Source organism: Vibrio sp. C8 (genome assembly GCF_054051265.1).
On sequence record NZ_JBPAOE010000008.1, the window covers coordinates 89,789 to 106,885 of the forward strand.

Consider the following 17,097-nt stretch of genomic DNA (forward strand, 5'->3'; position numbering starts at 1 on the left):
ATCACTCTAATTATGTAAACATGTAATACGTTGCATTTGATAATGAGATTTTGATCGCAGTAAATCTAGTATATTCCCCTAAACTAAAGCTCAATGTATTAATTAGGAATATCTATGAAAGGCCGTATTGAACAGGCATTAGCAGACATGCAACGACCGCTGGCGGAGTTTTTATCGCCAATCGTATTAGCTGATGAGTTTGACGCTACTCTATCTCCTGACCAATTTAAGCAACTACTTTCCGTTACAGGATTGAGTGACGCAGACCTTCGTATTGAATTACTGCCTCTTGCGGCAGCATATGCTTACGTACCTATTTCGAAATTTTATGTTGGAGCTCTAGCTCGTGGATTGTCTGGCCGCATTTATTTCGGCGGCAACATGGAATTCTCAAAAGTTCAGATGGGACAAACCATTCACGCAGAACAAGCAGCTATCAGTCATGCTTGGATGAAGGGTGAGGAAGGCATCAGTGATATCACTGTGAACTACAGTCCTTGCGGTCACTGTCGCCAGTTCATGAACGAGCTTACCACCTCGAAAAGCTTGATGATTCAGTTACCAAAACGTGATGCCAACTCTCTGCAATACTACTTGCCAGAATCTTTTGGCCCTGCCGACCTAGGTATCACTCAAGTACTGATGAACAAAAGCGACCACGGTTACAAATGCGAGGAATTAGATCCGCTGATGCAATCGGCCGTAGCAGCACTCAACAGCAGCTATGCCCCTTACTCTGAAAATTTAAGTGGTGTGGCATTGAAATCATCGTCCGGTAAAACTTATTTGGGCGCATATGCGGAAAACGCAGCGTTTAACCCAAGCCTGCCGCCACTGCAAGTCGCTTTGATTCAGATGAGAATGGCTGGCGATTCTTTCGACAACATCGAAGCGGCCACTCTGGCTGAGCTTGAGAAAGGCAGCGTGAGTCACTTTGTTGATACTCAAGCGACACTTGCGTCACTGAGTTCTTCTTTGCCACTAAGCTACATCGCACTTTAACAGTAGCTTAGTCATGTAAAAGCCAGACTCTTGTCTGGCTTTTTTGTTGTCAGAGACTTTTTCTATTAACCTACATCGCAAACTTGTCTAAAGCTTGTTGTTTATTCATAGGTTTGAAGAAGTAATAGCCCTGAATTTCATCTACGTTCCAGACATTGAGTTTACGAAGCTGAGAAGCGGTTTCAACCCCTTCAGCCACGGTTGTCATACCGAGTTCTTGGGACATATGAATAATATTACGAACTAATGATTTCGCTTTATCATTTGTCTCTAGACTATCAATATAAGATTTGTCTAATTTTATGATATCCAATGGGAAATTGCAGAGTGAGCTAAACGATGAATACCCTGTGCCAAAATCATCTAACGCAAGCTGAATCCCTAAAGATTTGACCGCTTCCATTCGCTCAACGATCTCATCTTCAGTACCTATCAGGATACTCTCCGTTAACTCCAGTACCAATTGTCCTGGTAACAGTTGGTATTTCTCTATCAGGTTGACCAAAGTTTCCACCAAACTCTTATGGTGGAAATGAGGTGTCGACAGATTCACGTGGATACTCAGCCTATTTTGAGAAGAACTGGTGCTCTTATACTGAATATCACGAATAAACTCACACGCCTGCTCAAGAATGACCTCTCCCAACTCGACGATCAATCGACGCTGTTCCGCAAGCGGGACAAACAGTCCCGGAGACACCATACCTAATGTAGGATGGTGCCATCTTGCAAGCGCTTCAAAGCCGACAACCTGACCATTGCTCGCGTTCACAATAGGTTGGTAATAAGCAACAATTTCACCATTTTTAAGCGCTTTCATAATGTCGCGATTCAAAGCCAGCGATTCTTGTGATCTTTTAATCAGACTGTCATCAACCGTCACAAGACCCTTTCTAGCTGTAGATTTAATTTCTGTGAGAGCATAAAGACCGACATAACTAAAATCCTCAAAGTTAGCAAAACTGGAAGAAGAACGAACAAATACCGCTTTTAAGCCAATATCGAACTCAAAACCAGAAACACTGATCTTCGACGAATAACTATCGAGTAATCTGTTTGCCGCTTTTTCTAACTGACGATAGTCTTCTTCAACACACCAAACCAAGAACTCATTTTCGCTGATGCGCCCAGTAAACTCGTCACCAAAACGGCTCAACAAATTATCAGCAAGGTGTTTCAAAACGTTGTCATGAACTAAGTGTCCATACACTTCACCGATTTCTTTTAACCTTGAAGCATTAAAATAGACAATTGAGTAGTTCTGTTCTTGATCTGAGCTTTGGAAAAACCTTTTGATCAAATTAATCACCGTAGGACGATTTAGTAATCCGGTTGCAGAATCACGATGAGTTAAGGAGTCAATTAATACTTCTTGCTGTTTCTGCTCACTAATATCTTTTATCGACAACATAACAGCCAACTTGTTGTCTTGCTCAAATTGGGTCGCTTCAATCACACAGTCAACAGTTTCGCCATAACTATTGTTAAGCCCTACTTCGAACTGACGTAATCCCTGACTCAAATTGATAAATAACTGTTCTGCACTGCAAATAGAATCACTACTGTGAGCACACAGTTTTTCTACATGCTGACCAACCAAATCACCGCGCTGATAACCGAGTAAATCTAACAATGCTTGGTTCACGTCAGCGATCATTTGATCGACCACAAGCACCATCCCCAGTGTTTGGCTGTGGTATAGCGCTTCAAATTTTTGTAGCGTATCTTTTAACTTGCCTTCAGTTTTTGAGGAGTTGTTAGCCAAAAACTGTACTAAGGTCGTGATACGTTCAAACTCATCCCGATGCCCTTCCAGGTTCACTTCATCACTTGATATCAGGGCTTTTATATCCTGTTCAAAGTAGCTGAATCGCTTGCCTACGTTGTTACGGAATAAAATGAAAATAACGATAGAAACCAGTGTTGTGACCACGCTAATAGCAAAGATGAGATAGTAAAAGACCGACTCACCTTTTTGATAGTAGGTACGCGACTCACGAGATTTTAAAGCAGCGATCTCTTCACCATAAATATCGGTTAACGATGTATAGTGGTAAAGCTCTGAATCTGTTCGAAAAACATCTATATCATTGAGCTCATCAATACCCTCTCCATGAATGTGCTCATCAAGATGTTTAATCTCATCTAGATCGGTAATGATTGAGTTCTGAGCCGTTAAGATGCCAACAAAGTCAGAAGGAAAACGGTCAGATAAATGCTGCCCCCACAACATCCATCCGGCAAACTCTGATTCACTGGTTCCGTTACGCACGGGTGTAATACTAACTACCCAGATATCGTCACCCTCACGGATTAATCCATAAGTGCCGCTTTTACCGCTGTCCAGAACGCGTTTCATTTTATTGAGATGTTGAGCAATGCCCTTATCTTGTAGCAATGTTTGTGTGAATACTTTGGCATCTTCAATATCCCGCCCAAGGCCTGCTACATACTCATTCCGACTATTAATAAAAGACATGAAGTCGAGCCCTAATGAGTCGAGACTATCCATATACAAGTTGCGTTCTTCAAAACCAGTATCAGACTGAGTGAGAAGATCGTAAGTCTCAGTCCAGTAAGCCCAGTCATGGGAAGCTTCCTCCTGCCTCACACTCAGTGAATCAATCACAGCAAACGCTTGTGAACTCGCTCTGTGAATCTCAATATTCTCCAGTTCATTGAGGCTGTACAGAAAGAAATAACGGGTGAGGAAAAGACTACTGAAAATGATGCTAGCGAGCCCAACCGCAAATAAAAATGCAGTTTTCGTATGCAGCGTAACAAAGCGTAAGCGAGATGGTTTATTCAAGAAACGATCAACTCTCAAGTTAACATTTGCGATACAAATAACACATATCACGTAAGAATTTAATGATATATGTCGAATGAAAATATGAAGAAAACTATAAATCACACATTTATTTGGAACCAATACCTCTTTTTTGGTGCCAGTATAATATGAAATGCATCAATATAATATTCATCTACCAATAAGTTTACTTGTACAACCATACATTGCCGTACATTCCATTAACATTTGTATACGAAGCGCACAGATTAACGCCTACGCCAATGACGATGAGTTAATAGCCTGATAATTTGGCTTTTCTTCGTGTCAAACACTCGTAAGGATACCTATGTTTGAACAAGTTGTTCGGATACTGTTCCCTGTAATGGCACTAGTCATTATTGGTTATCTCATTGGTCGCTGGCTCAAACCTGATTTCCGTCCCATTAACAGAATCAATATGGATGCCTTTGTTCCAGCATTGGTATTCTCTTCACTTTCCACCATGCCAATTAGCAGTAAAGAACTTCCTCTCATTTATGCTTCTTTACTATCTGTACTCATTCCCGGTTTGCTTATGATTCCGATTTGCAAGCTAGGTGGTTGGAACTTCAAAGCATGGGCTCCGCTTCATATGTTTAGAAACAGCGGTAACTTAGCCATTCCACTGTTCACCTACGCATTCGGCCAGCAAGCTCTTTCTTCTGCGGTACTGCTGTTTGTTGTTTCGGCCTGCTTACACATCAGCATCGGGCTTGCAGTATTAAGTAAAGGAGGTTCATTCAAGCAGATCTTTACGGCTCCTGTGTTTATCGCTGCTGTTGCTGCTATGTGCCTCAATTTGTCAGGAACTCATGTCTGGGAACCGCTATATGAAGCAACAAAGTTGCTTGGTCAGGCTGCTGTACCAGTGATGTTGTTGTCATTAGGCGCTCAGATGACCAACATGAAAATGGCGGGCTTTAAAGTGGGACTGCTCTCGACCGCTCAATCACTGTTTACCGGCGCGATCGCATTTACCTGTATCTACTACTTCATTCCTTTACCGCCAATGCAGTTAAAAATGATGGTGTTATTCACCATGCTTCCACCAGCAGTAATGAATTACCTGTTCGCGGAGCGTTATAAGATTGAAGCAACGAACGTAGCCTCAATGGTATTGTTTGGTAATTTCCTCAGTATTTTCACTCTGCCTCTGTTGCTGATTTTCGCCTTCTCATTATAGAGAATACGAAATGTAAACTTAGGTCAACCAGAGTAAAGCTAGATAAAGTCGATGTCCTAGCCGAAGCCACGGAACTACAATTAAACCATAGGAAACATATGGAATAATTGTCATGAAAAAACTTACTTTACTCATCATACTGTTATGGCTTCCATCCGTATGGCTTACATGGCAACCCGATGCCAATAACTTCTTCTGGCGTCATCAACTGACCATGCTTACAGGTGCACTTGGCTTTGCCTATATGGCAGTTGCAATGCTGCTGGCTATGCGTATTCCTAGCGTAGAAGAATATGTACATGGGCTAGATAAAGGCTACGCCATTCATAAACAGATGGGCATTGGTGCTCTAGTCACTATGGTGATGCATTGGTTATTGATTAAATCAGCGAAATGGTTGGTCAGCCTAGAGATCATTGAAGGCCAACATAAAAGACAACGTCTGAGCCAGATCGTTGAGAGTATCAACTGGACCCACTGGGCAAAAGTAGTAGGCGAATACACTTTTTATGTCTTTCTCGCGTTTGCCGCCATCAGTCTTATCCAAGCGATCAGCTATCGAAAATTCCGTCTTACCCACAAACTGGGTGGCGCAATTTTCCTCGCAGGTTCGTTTCACAGTGTGTTCTTACTTGACTATCAATGGAGTTCAGCTGGCCTTAACTCGTTGATTTGGCTTGCCGCAATTGTGGGTTCTATTTGTGCATTTGTTTCGTTAACAGGTTCAATTGGCCGCGCTCGCATAGTCAATGGTCAAGTGACTTCTATTCAACGCATTCATGATCAAGCAAGCCAATCTCGGGTATTGCACGTAAAAATAAATCTCAATGAGGCGATGAAGTATCGTGCTGGGCAGTTTGCTTATCTCAACTTCAATGATGGCGAGGCTCCACATCCGTTTTCAGTACTTAATTATGATTCCCACAACCATGAGATAGAGTTCGCGATCAAAGATCTCGGCGACTACACTCGCGCACTCTATGACTCTTTGTCGGTGGGAAGAGCAGTTGCTGTTGAAGGTGGCTATGGTCGCTTCCAAATACCAGATTCATCACACCAAGTTTGGATTGGTGCTGGTATCGGTATCGTACCTTTTATAGCGTGGCTACACTGCTTGACCCATCTGCCCCATTCAACCAGCAGACACATCGATCTGTTCTACTGTCGGGACAATGATGACCAGACATACTTTGTTCACTTGCTGGAAAAATTAGTCAGCAAGCTGCCTTGTGTGAAGCTGCATATCTATACCGCCAGCCATAATGAGTTCCTATGCGCAGACCGAGTCGCTCAACACGTTGATTTGTCTAAAGCCAGCGTCAGTTTTTGTGGGCCGATTAACTTTGGTAACACACTGAAAAATAGACTTTTAGGCTTAGGGCTTAATAAACAAAACTATCATTCAGAACGGTTTGTAATGCGATAATCTCGCCAGTAGACGAAAACCGCGCAAACGTTTGCTTTTGCGAGATATTCCAGTATGATTACGGCAGTTTTTAGTGGCTACTACAGAATTAAAAGGAATATCTATGTTTGGGACGGCTACACGTGAAAATGCAACCCGTGTACTTTTACTTGGCTCTGGTGAACTTGGCAAAGAAGTGGCAATTGAATGTCAACGCTTAGGTCTGGAAGTGATTGCATGCGACCGCTATGCCGATGCACCGGCAATGCACGTCGCGCATCGCAGCCATGTTCTTAACATGCTTGATGGTGATGCACTTCAGAAAATCATCGAACTAGAGAAACCTCACTACGTGGTTCCTGAAATTGAAGCTATCGCAACTCAGAAGTTGGTAGAACTTGAAGCACAAGGCTTGAATGTAGTTCCGACAGCGAGAGCAGCACGCCTTACCATGAACCGTGAAGGTATTCGTCGCCTTGCCGCTGAAGAGCTTTCTTTGCCGACCTCTCCGTTTAAGTTTGCTGATAACTACAAGGATTTCGTCGCTGCGGTTCAACATGTGGGTATTCCATGTGTATGTAAACCGGTAATGAGCTCTTCAGGCAAAGGCCAGAGCGTCATTAAAACGGAAGCAGACATTGAGACTGCGTGGAAATATGCGCAAGAAGGTGGTCGCACTGGCGCTGGTCGCGTTATCGTAGAAGGCTTCATCGACTTCGATTACGAAATTACTTTATTAACCGTACGCGCTGTAGACGGAGTTCACTTTTGTGCGCCAATAGGCCACCGTCAGGAAGATGGTGACTACCGTGAATCATGGCAACCACAAGCGATGTCTGAAAACGCTCTTAAAGCAGCAGAATATGTGGCAGAGCAAATTGTTAATGCACTCGGCGGATACGGTATCTTCGGTGTTGAACTGTTTGTTAAAGGTGACCACGTTATCTTTAACGAAGTCTCGCCTCGCCCGCACGATACCGGTTTAGTCACGTTGATGTCTCAAGATGTGTCTGAATTTGCGCTACACGTTCGTGCATTTACAGGAATGCCTATTGGTCAAATTACCCAATATGGTCCATCAGCTTCGGTTGCGATTCTTGGACAAGGTACGTCTACCAACATTCTCTTCGATGGTATTGGTGAAGCGCTGTCAGTGCCTCAATCCCAAATCCGTCTATTTGGAAAACCAGAAATTGATGGTCGTCGTCGCTTAGGTGTTGCACTTGCTCGTGGTAAAGATACAACCGAAGCAGTAGACAAAGCATTAGAATGTGCGAAAGCCGTGAAGGTTGTTTACTAATCCTAACGCCTGAAGCCATCAACACTACTCTCGTTGAAGGCTAAGAGCTAAAAAATAACCCAGCATTGCTGGGTTATTTTTGTTTCAGGGTTTAGCTTTTGATCAACCAAACCTCTTCTGCAAATCGCGATAAACCTTTTTTGGCTCTTTTGGGATGCTGTGCATTGGCACAGTCCTGATGCAACCTTTCAACAGAGAACTCTGCAAACAAATGCTCTATTTCCTCTTGAGGAACACTGAAAGGAGGCCCAGCCATTTCGTGTTGTTCGTAATCCAATGTCACTAGCAGAATGCGTCCACCCGGATTTAACAACGACTTGAGTCGTTCTACATACTCTTTACGCATCTCTTCTGGCAGAGCAACAAGCGCAGCTCTATCGTAAACAATATCGTATGTCTCTACAGGTGCGGTGAAATAGTCGCCGGTATAAATTGATAGCTCATCAAACTGATACAACTCATGGTGCACATTCAGTTGAATCACTAACGGAGTGTAGAAATGCTCAGCAAAAAAAGAACGAACAGCAATAGAGCTTAGTTCTACGCCATGTACTTGATTATGCTTTGTCGCCAACCACACTAAGTCTTCACTTTTACCACATAAAGGAACAAAGATTTTTTCTTCTCTTTTTGGCTCTGCTCTGTGCCAGTGTTCTATCAATAACGGATTCACGTCTTCAAGGTGGAAGCCAATTTGATTGGACGCCCACTTGCTATGCCAGAATTCTGGATCTTTCATCAACGCTCTCTAAATGTGTTTGGTTTTATTCGGCTCATAAGGGTAACCATTTCTCATTCACAGAGATAGTCAAATCTCATTTCGCATAATCAGAAACATTCATTTACAACCAGTTAAGGAACTATAAACGCTGATCAATGCTCTTAACTACACAAGCTAAAAATGTGAACTGATAGACAATAACCATATTGAATCGGCTACCTGCATTGAATTCAAAGCTTACAGCCCCATTTGATTATTACAGCTTCTTGAAATTTGCTATCTGAAAAACGCGCCTTTAAATGCTACTTTTGATTTTTCAGCACAAACCAAGGAGAGTGAATGAGCCAGTTCCTACGTACTACGGCACTAATGCTTCTAGTATTGAGCCGAGCACCGGCATTCGCGACTGTGCCCCCTACCATGCCCGCCGAAGCACAAGGCGGTGAATTTGAAAATCAACTCACCTCTAAGCGCTTTAAACACAGCTTAAGCGGCTTGTATTCTATTTCCACTTCAAAAGAAACCGTATATCAGCCCTATAATGACTTCGATATCCTTTACAGCAAGTCACACTACGCGCAGGCAGAACTCGAAACCTTATGCAAAAGTACCGCGCTATTAACATCCACCGAAGCCTACTTTGCAGGAGTGAAATCTACCCACAGAGCCAAAGAAAAAGTCACTACCGAACTTGATGGTAACGCTGCCCGTATCACTGATTTAGCGCGAGCTACCATTGTAGCGAACGATGTATCCAGCCTTATGGAAGCCTATGAGTCCCTGAGCAAAGAAGCAACCATTGTCAAAGTGAAGAATCGTTTTAAATCCCCTGCCCCTTCAGGCTATCGTGATTTGAATATTCTTATCGAGTTACCTAAAACAGGTATTATTGCGGAAGTGCAGTTTCACTTAAAAGCGATTGCAGATGTGAAAAATGGTGCGGAACATAAGCTTTATGAACAAATCCAGCAGATTGAGCGTGTAGCAAAACGAGAACAACGTCCACTAACCTCACTCGAGACAGCCAAGATCAAACACATGCGTAGTGAATCGCAAAACCTCTACCTGCAGGCTTGGCAACCCTACATCACCACACATATTCAAGCAGCATAAAAACATCAACCACCGCCAAAGGTGGTTGAAACTTCATATAACACTTTATATAAAACAAAAGACCACGCGATATGGCGTGGTCTAATACTGGCGACTATTTCGCGACTTTTATGTTCTCTACGCGGGCTTTTAATTTTTGCCCCGGACGGAACGTAACAACTCGTCGAGCGGTAATCGGAATGTCTTCACCCGTTTTTGGATTTCGACCAGGACGTTCATTCTTGTCTCGTAAATCAAAATTACCAAAACCGGAGAGTTTTACCTGTTCGCCACTTTCTAGTGCTTTACGAACTTCTTCAAAAAACACTTCAACCGTTTCCTTGGCATCCCGTTTGCTAAACCCGAGTTTTTCGAACAGGTTTTCAGCCAATTCGGCCTTTGTGAGCGCCATAAAACTTCCCTCAAAGCTATGTTAAACCTTGCTGCCTAACGACAGCGCCAGAGCAATTTTGCTTAGCCAATCAACGACATATCAGCTTTACGAGAAAAGTGTATGCCAAGCTTATGATTTTCGCCAACTTTTTTATTTAAGCTAAACTTGCATTGGCATTAAATCAGACACATATAATAACGAACCAAGTATAATTTAAAACTATAAAACCGATAATTAAAAACAAAAACAGCATTAAAAATCTTAAATAATTTATATTTAAAGAATTTTTATCTTATTGTGTGATTTTAAAAATTTTTCAGCCCTGACCAGAACAATTTAGCTATTTATCAATAAATTACATTTTTCCTAAACTGGAGATAATTTCACGTCAGTTTCTCATCATAGCGGCGAAAAAAAAGCAGGTTATACAACCTGCTTTTTATACGTGAACTGCTTTAGTGCTTATTAGTCGCGTAGACTCGCGCCAAACTGCTCAGATACTGCTTTAACGATAGCTTCTACTGCTGCTGCAATATCCGCTTCTTCTAGCGTACGTTCAACAGATTGCAGCGTCAGTGCGATAGCAAGGCTCTTCTTGCCTTCCTCAACACCTTTACCTACGTATACGTCGAACAGTTTTGCATCTTTAAGAAGTTCACCACCAGAGGAATAACATGCTGCTACGATATCGCCAGAAGCAATGTTTTCGTCAACAACGACTGCAATGTCACGACGGTTTGAAGGGAACTTCGATACTGAAGCTGCTTCAGGAATCACACGTGAGTTAATTGCATTCCACTCGATTTCGAATACAACTGTGCGACCATTCAGACCAAACTTGCGTTCAAGCTCTGGGTGAACAGTACCAATCACACCTACTTGTTTGCCATCTACCATAATCGCAGCAGATTGACCTGGGTGTAGAGCAGGATGGCGAGTTGCAACAAAGCTGTACGCTTTTTCGTTCGCAGAAAGCTCAAGAATCGCTTCTAGATCGCCTTTCAGATCGAAGAAATCAACCGTTGCTGTTTCCATACCCCAGTGTTCTTCACCGCGAGTACCCGCAATAACACCTGCAAGCATTGGTTCTTGGCGCATGCCGTTTTCTGCTGTCTCACATGGGATGAAACGCAAACCATATTCGAATAGACGAACACGTGGTTGCTGACGTTTCTGGTTGTGAACCACAGTGTTTAGCAGACCTTGGATAAGACCTAAACGCATTGCTGACATGTCCGCAGAAATTGGGAATGGCAGAATTAGAGGTTCAACATCGTTAACGATCAGTTTTTGTTGCTCAGGCTCAACGAAGCTGTATGTGATTGCTTCGTGGTAACCACGGTCAACAAGAAGGTCACGAACGCGTTTAAGCGGAAGATTCGCTTCTTTGTGATCATTCATGTTTAGCGCAGCAACTGGAGCTTGGTTTGGAATATTGTTGTAACCGTAGATACGGCCAACTTCTTCAATCAAATCTTGCTCAATCGCAATATCGAAACGCCATGTTGGTGCGGTAGCAGTCCAACCTGCTTCTGTTGCTTCAACAGACATACCAAGACGCTCTAAGATCTCAACTACTTCTGCATCTGCAATGTGGTGGCCTAGAAGGTTATCAAGTTTAGTACGACGTAGTGATACTGTGTTTGGTTTAGGTAAGTCTGCTTCAGACTCAACCGCAACAACAGGTGCAACTTCACCACCGCAGATTTCAACTAGAAGCTGAGTAGCACGTTCCATCGCGTTTACTTGTAGTGCGAAATCCACACCACGTTCAAAACGCATTGAAGAATCAGTGTGCAAACCGTAGCTACGAGCACGACCACGGATATGGTCAGGAGCAAAGAATGCACATTCTAGTAGAACATCTTTAGTCTCAGCATTTACACCAGAACCTTCACCACCGAAGATGCCAGCAATAGCTAGCGCTTGTTTGTGGTCAGCGACAACCAGTGTATTCGTATTAAGCTCTGCTTCTGTGCCGTCTAGCAGAGTCAGCTTTTCGCCTTGCTCAGCAAGACGAACAACAATACCACCTTCAATTTTCGCTAGGTCGAATGCGTGCATTGGCTGACCTTGCTCTAAAAGAATGTAGTTCGTAATATCAACCACTGGATCGATTGAACGAATACCACAACGACGCAGTTTCTCTTGCATCCAAAGTGGTGTTTCAGCTTGTACGTTTACATTCTTGATAACACGACCAAGGTAACGTGGACATGCCGCCGGTGCTTTCACTTCGATTGAAACAACATCATCGATTGAAGGAGCAACTGGTGCGACTGAAGGTTCAGTGACATCTGCGCGGTTTAGAACACCCACCTCACGAGCCATACCACGAATGCTGAAACAGTCAGCGCGGTTTGCCGTTAGGTCAACATCAACCGTTACGTCGTCTAAGCTTAGGAACTGACGGAAATCTGTACCGATAACCGCGTCTTCTGCTAATTCCATGATGCCTTCAGATTCAACGTCGATACCTAGTTCAGAGAATGAACAAAGCATGCCATGCGAAGGTTGACCACGTAATTTTGCTTTTTTGATTTTGAAATCGCCTGGAAGTACAGCACCTACAGTTGCAACAGCAACTTTAAGGCCTTGACGGCAGTTTGGTGCGCCACAAACGATGTCTAATAGTTCTTCTTCACCCACGTCAACTTTAGTCACGCGCAGTTTGTCTGCATCTGGATGCTGACCACACTCAACAACGTAACCGACTTTTACGCCAGTGAATTCGCCAGCCACTGGAAGTACGTCATCGACTTCTAGACCAGCCATAGTGATTTGGTGCGTTAGTTCGTCAGTAGTAACCGCTGGGTTTACCCACTCACGAAGCCATGATTCGCTGAATTTCATTGTGTATTACCCTTGAATTACTTGAACTGTTTAAGGAAACGAAGATCGTTTTCGAAGAACGCTCGTAGGTCGTTAACGCCGTAACGAAGCATAGTTAAACGCTCTACGCCCATACCGAATGCGAAACCAGAGTATTTTTCAGGGTCGATACCAACACTGCGCAGTACGTTAGGGTGAACCATGCCACAACCTAGTACTTCTAGCCATTTGCCGTTTTTGCCTTTCACGTCAACTTCTGCTGAAGGTTCAGTGAATGGGAAGTATGAAGGACGGAAACGGACTTCAACTTCTTCTTCGAAGAAATTGCATAGGAAATCGTTCAAGATGCCTTTTAGCTGAGCGAAATTTACGTTCTCATCAACCAACATACCTTCCACTTGGTGGAACATTGGAGTATGTGTTTGGTCGTAGTCATTACGGTATACACGGCCCGGTGCGATGAAACGGAATGGTGGCTTACCATTTTCCATCGTACGGATTTGTACACCTGAAGTGTGAGTACGCAACATCAAATCTGGGTTGAAGAAGAATGTATCGTGGTCAGTACGAGCTGGGTGATCTTCCGCAATGTTTAGCGCATCAAAGTTATGGAATGCATCTTCGATTTCAGGACCAGACTCAGTGCTAAAGCCTAGTTCGCCGAAGAACTTCTCGATACGCTCGACAGTGCGAGTCACTGGGTGAAGACCACCATTTTCGATACGACGACCAGGTAGTGTCACATCGATAGTTTCTGCCGCTAGCTTAGCTTCAAGTTCTGCGCTTTGCAGAGCGTCTTTACGCAATGCGATCGCTTTTTGAACTTCTGCTTTAGCCACGTTGATTTCTTGGCCAGCTGTACGACGTTCTTCTGGTGGTAGCTTACCTAGGCTTTGAAGTTGAACCGTTAGTTCACCTTTCTTACCCAGATACTGAACACGCACTTCATCAAGTGCAACTAACGACGACGCAGCTTCAATCGCTGTTGTCGCATTAGCAATAATCTCTTGTAGATGTTGCATCGTTTCCTCGTCTGCTGATTAGCAGTTTCCATAAGGAGCCCAAAAGGGTTCCTTCGACTCCAAAAAAGGAAGCCACAAAGAGTTACCGAATGGGTTTCTTGGGATATCTCAAATAGCTGTACATAGTATCGAAAGCTGGCGTCAAAGCCAAATTGAAATACGCTTCAGCTGCACTTTCGTTTAAATATCAAGCAAGAAAATTTGATAGAAGTGAGACAAAAAAGAGGAATATTCAATTCATGAAATGTCAGGCCTATTTAGCCCATAAATTTAGGGTCTGCCGACCCCAATTTAAATGTATTCAAATTTTGCGAAACAGACTTGATTCCGTCCATGCTGCTTGGCTTTGTAAAGAGCTTTATCAGCAAGGCTCATTAACGCGGTATATTCCTTCATTTCTGAATCACACTGAGCTACACCAACACTGATACTGCCTTGCCAATTGTCTTCGCCAACTGGCACTTTCAATTGATGAATCTCCGCCAATACTTGTTGTGCAATATACAACCCACCTTCTAGATCGGTATTAGGACAGATAACAAAAAACTCATCTCCTCCTAAGCGGCAAACAATATCATCGTTGCGAAATCTCTGTTTTAGACAGCGGGAAACCGCTATCAACACAGAATCTCCTGCATCATGCCCCCAAGTATCATTGACTTGTTTGAAATGGTCCGCGTCGATCATCATACAGGTAAGGTTGGTCCCCTCCTCTACAGAGCGCAACCAAAACTCTTGGAGCTGCTGCATCGCTTGTCGGCGGTTAGGTAAAGAAGTTAGGCTGTCAGTTAAAGATAGCTTTTCCAACTGTTTGTTGGCACGATGCAACTGACGAGTGCGCTCTTCAACTTTATCTTCAAGTGACTGATTCAAACGTACCAGCTCTTTGTTGCGAGCAGAGACTTGCTGAAACAAACCATTCAATGCATTAAGAAGCGGTTCAATTGCCGCATCTCTTTCGCGTTGTTCTCGCTTATAAGCTTCGAAAGGATCTTCCCCTGCTTCAATCGCCTTCACCTGTCGAGCCATACTCTGGTCGATACCCAAAATATGATAGGCCAGCCAATGAATAAGGAATTCGAGTAGCAGAACTGCTGGTCGATGATCGTCGTCGGCAATAAAAGCCTGCATGCTATTAATCTCAAGCATAAAAGAGCGATGAACCTGAATATGTTCATTGAGATGCTCTTCGGCGATGCCTGCATTACGCATCAATTGTTCTTCTTCTTTGAAATGAAACTCGGCATAGCGTGCTAATTCAAACAGAGCCTTACGCACATCATCTGTTGACACGTTATTCTCTGATAGCAGTCCACCGTATTGATTAACAAACCCAACCAAATATAAGTGCTGTTCGTCAACTTCGATGAGACCAGTTTCAAAATGCTTATTCCACTCAAACGACTTCATCTATGTTTCTATTCCTTTAACCAGTGCGAAATGTTCACTCTCATATATCCATAAGATATGTAATGTTAACGTCTTATATTTAAGCACTATACGTTAAGCTATGTTGAAAATTTTGTATTTGAAGCACAGATTGATTCACTTCTATCTGCTTGATACGACAGATTTGAAATACTTACACACAAATTTGAAATGGCCTCACCAAGCATCTCATTTCATTTATAACTATGCTTTTTATTAGGTATTCACCAAAGATAAGAACACGTTTTATGAAACAAAGATTTTGGCTTCTATTATTCTGCGTTATTTCCATTCCAGTTCAGGCACAATATCGAGCAGAAAAAGTTATGGAAGGTTTATTGGTTCCGTGGAGCATCAGTTTCTTAAATGAAAGCCAAGCCTTTGTTACAGAACGCAATGGAAAAATTTTGCTCGTTGATTTGAACAAAGGGACAAAGACGGAATTACTTCAAATTGAATATGTTGCAGCACAAGGACAAGGCGGTCTGCTTGACATTGCCCTCTCTCCCTATGATCCCCAAACGTTTTACTTCACTTACAGTAAACGAACGAATACTGGCGCAGATACCACATTAGCCATAGCAAAATTCAATGGCGATAAAGTGACCCAGTGGAATGATCTGTTGGTCACCACTTCAAACTCTGATACTTCCCGCCACTTTGGCAGCCGGATCAGTTTTATTGATAAGCATTTGTTTTTCACCGTGGGAGATAGAGGTAAAAGACCCAATGGTCAGGATCTTTCTACCCATGCAGGAAGCATTCTTCGTCTCAATCTAGATGGTACGGTTCCTCAGGATAATCCGCTTGTCGGAGTCAAAGATGCACGCCCAGAGATCTGGAGTTATGGACATCGAAATCCTCAAGGCTTGTTCTTTGATCCACAGACTCAACACTTATGGGAAATTGAACACGGTCCTCGCGGTGGTGATGAAATAAACCTCATCAAGAAAGGGGCTAACTATGGCTGGGCAAAAACCTCTTATGGTAAGGAGTATTGGGGGCCATTGGATGTGGGCGAAAGCAAAGAAGCGAAAGGCATTGAATCGCCCGCCAAGGTTTATATTCCTTCAATCGCTCCCAGTGGCTTATTACTCTACCGAGGGGATCGCTACCCTAAACTCAACGGTAAACTCTTAACCGGAGCCTTAAAGCTCACACACATCAATGTGATTACCATGGATGAGAACCAATCAGCGATTAAAGAAGAGAGATTGCTGGAAGATCTGCAAGAGCGAATCAGAGATATCAAACTCTCCCCTGACGACTGGATCTATTTTACTACCGACAGCGGCAACATATATCGCTTAATGCCTGACAGTTAAATTTGAGGATAAATTTCAGACATAAAAAACCTCGAAACAAGCGAGGCTTTTTTATTCTGGAGCGACACACGAGGTTCCCATTCTTTTGAACTAATAGGCGTGACCTCAACCTTGGCAAGGTTTGCGCTCTACCAAATGAGATTGTGCACTCTGAATTTCAGGCATAAAAAAACCTCGAATTAATCGAGGCTTTTTTATTCTGGAGCGACACACGAGGTTCCCATTTTTTTAAACTAATAGGCGTGACCTCAACCTTGGCAAGGTTTGCGCTCTACCAAATGAGATTGTGCACTCTGAATTTTAGGCATAAAAAAACCTCGAAAAAATCGAGGCTTCTTTATTCTGGAGCGACACACGAGGTTCCCGTTCTTATGAACTAATAGGCGTGACCTCAACCTTGGCAAGGTTTGCGCTCTACCAAATGAGATTGTCGACTCTGAATTTCAGACATAAAAAAACCTCGAATTAATCGAGGCTTTTTTATTCTGGAGCGACACACGAGGTTCGAACTCGTGACCTCAACCTTGGCAAGGTTGCGCTCTACCAACTGAGCTAGTGTCGCA

General features: G+C 43.2%; 12 protein-coding genes and 1 tRNA gene. 6 read left to right on the forward strand and 7 right to left on the reverse strand.

Annotated features, from left to right (window positions below):
- Window positions 1–114: 114 nt before the first annotated feature.
- Complete coding sequence (cdd, locus tag ACRQQK_RS04990) at window positions 115–1,002, forward strand: cytidine deaminase (RefSeq protein WP_457510288.1); 888 nt, start codon at window positions 115–117, stop codon at window positions 1,000–1,002.
- Between the two features lie 70 nt (window positions 1,003–1,072).
- On the opposite strand, the gene ACRQQK_RS04995 is transcribed toward cdd, so the two are convergent.
- Window positions 1,073–3,811 carry an EAL domain-containing protein gene (locus tag ACRQQK_RS04995; protein ID WP_457510289.1) on the reverse strand — a complete coding sequence of 913 codons (2,739 nt, stop codon included), beginning with the start codon at window positions 3,809–3,811 and terminating at the stop codon, window positions 1,073–1,075.
- A gap of 328 nt (window positions 3,812–4,139) precedes the next feature.
- On the opposite strand from ACRQQK_RS04995, the gene ACRQQK_RS05000 reads away from it, so the two are divergent.
- The 3 genes from ACRQQK_RS05000 to purT all read left to right on the forward strand — a co-directional run bounded on the left by ACRQQK_RS05000 (window position 4,140) and on the right by purT (window position 7,720).
- Window positions 4,140–5,015 (forward strand): AEC family transporter, encoded by an 876-nt coding sequence (locus ACRQQK_RS05000; RefSeq protein WP_457510290.1) that lies wholly within the window; start codon window positions 4,140–4,142, stop codon window positions 5,013–5,015.
- A 112-nt stretch (window positions 5,016–5,127) separates the two neighbouring features.
- Window positions 5,128–6,441 carry a ferredoxin reductase family protein gene (locus ACRQQK_RS05005; protein ID WP_457510291.1) on the forward strand — a complete coding sequence of 438 codons (1,314 nt, stop codon included), beginning with the start codon at window positions 5,128–5,130 and terminating at the stop codon, window positions 6,439–6,441.
- Between the two features lie 103 nt (window positions 6,442–6,544).
- Entirely contained in the window at window positions 6,545–7,720 is a 1,176-nt protein-coding gene (gene purT / locus ACRQQK_RS05010; protein ID WP_457510292.1) for a formate-dependent phosphoribosylglycinamide formyltransferase, read from the forward strand.
- 91 nt (window positions 7,721–7,811) lie between these two features.
- Here the strand turns inward: purT and ACRQQK_RS05015 are convergent, their stop codons facing one another.
- The gene (locus ACRQQK_RS05015; RefSeq protein ID WP_457510293.1) at window positions 7,812–8,459 is read right to left on the reverse strand and encodes a thiopurine S-methyltransferase; all 648 of its coding nucleotides are present in this window, start codon (window positions 8,457–8,459) and stop codon (window positions 7,812–7,814) included.
- 321 nt (window positions 8,460–8,780) lie between these two features.
- Between ACRQQK_RS05015 and ACRQQK_RS05020 the strand changes: the two genes are divergently transcribed.
- Window positions 8,781–9,554, forward strand: coding sequence for a phosphoribosylglycinamide formyltransferase (locus tag ACRQQK_RS05020; RefSeq protein ID WP_457510294.1), 774 nt, complete (start codon window positions 8,781–8,783; stop codon window positions 9,552–9,554).
- A gap of 94 nt (window positions 9,555–9,648) precedes the next feature.
- On the opposite strand, the gene ihfA is transcribed toward ACRQQK_RS05020, so the two are convergent.
- The 4 genes from ihfA to ACRQQK_RS05040 form a co-directional block, all read right to left on the reverse strand.
- A complete protein-coding gene (ihfA, locus tag ACRQQK_RS05025) occupies window positions 9,649–9,945 on the reverse strand; it encodes an integration host factor subunit alpha (protein ID WP_457510295.1) in 297 nt (98 codons plus the stop codon).
- Window positions 9,946–10,392: 447 nt separating this feature from the next.
- Window positions 10,393–12,780, reverse strand: coding sequence for a phenylalanine--tRNA ligase subunit beta (gene pheT / locus ACRQQK_RS05030; RefSeq protein ID WP_457510296.1), 2,388 nt, complete (start codon window positions 12,778–12,780; stop codon window positions 10,393–10,395).
- 17 nt (window positions 12,781–12,797) lie between these two features.
- Window positions 12,798–13,781 (reverse strand): phenylalanine--tRNA ligase subunit alpha, encoded by a 984-nt coding sequence (pheS, locus tag ACRQQK_RS05035; protein ID WP_042488441.1) that lies wholly within the window; start codon window positions 13,779–13,781, stop codon window positions 12,798–12,800.
- Between the two features lie 291 nt (window positions 13,782–14,072).
- Complete coding sequence (locus ACRQQK_RS05040) at window positions 14,073–15,191, reverse strand: diguanylate cyclase (RefSeq protein WP_457510297.1); 1,119 nt, start codon at window positions 15,189–15,191, stop codon at window positions 14,073–14,075.
- Between the two features lie 266 nt (window positions 15,192–15,457).
- Between ACRQQK_RS05040 and ACRQQK_RS05045 the strand changes: the two genes are divergently transcribed.
- Window positions 15,458–16,534 carry a PQQ-dependent sugar dehydrogenase gene (locus ACRQQK_RS05045; protein WP_457510298.1) on the forward strand — a complete coding sequence of 359 codons (1,077 nt, stop codon included), beginning with the start codon at window positions 15,458–15,460 and terminating at the stop codon, window positions 16,532–16,534.
- Window positions 16,535–17,020: 486 nt separating this feature from the next.
- Here ACRQQK_RS05045 and ACRQQK_RS05050 read toward each other — a convergent pair.
- Window positions 17,021–17,096: transfer RNA gene (locus ACRQQK_RS05050), tRNA-Gly, on the reverse strand.
- Window position 17,097: the final 1 nt, after the last annotated feature.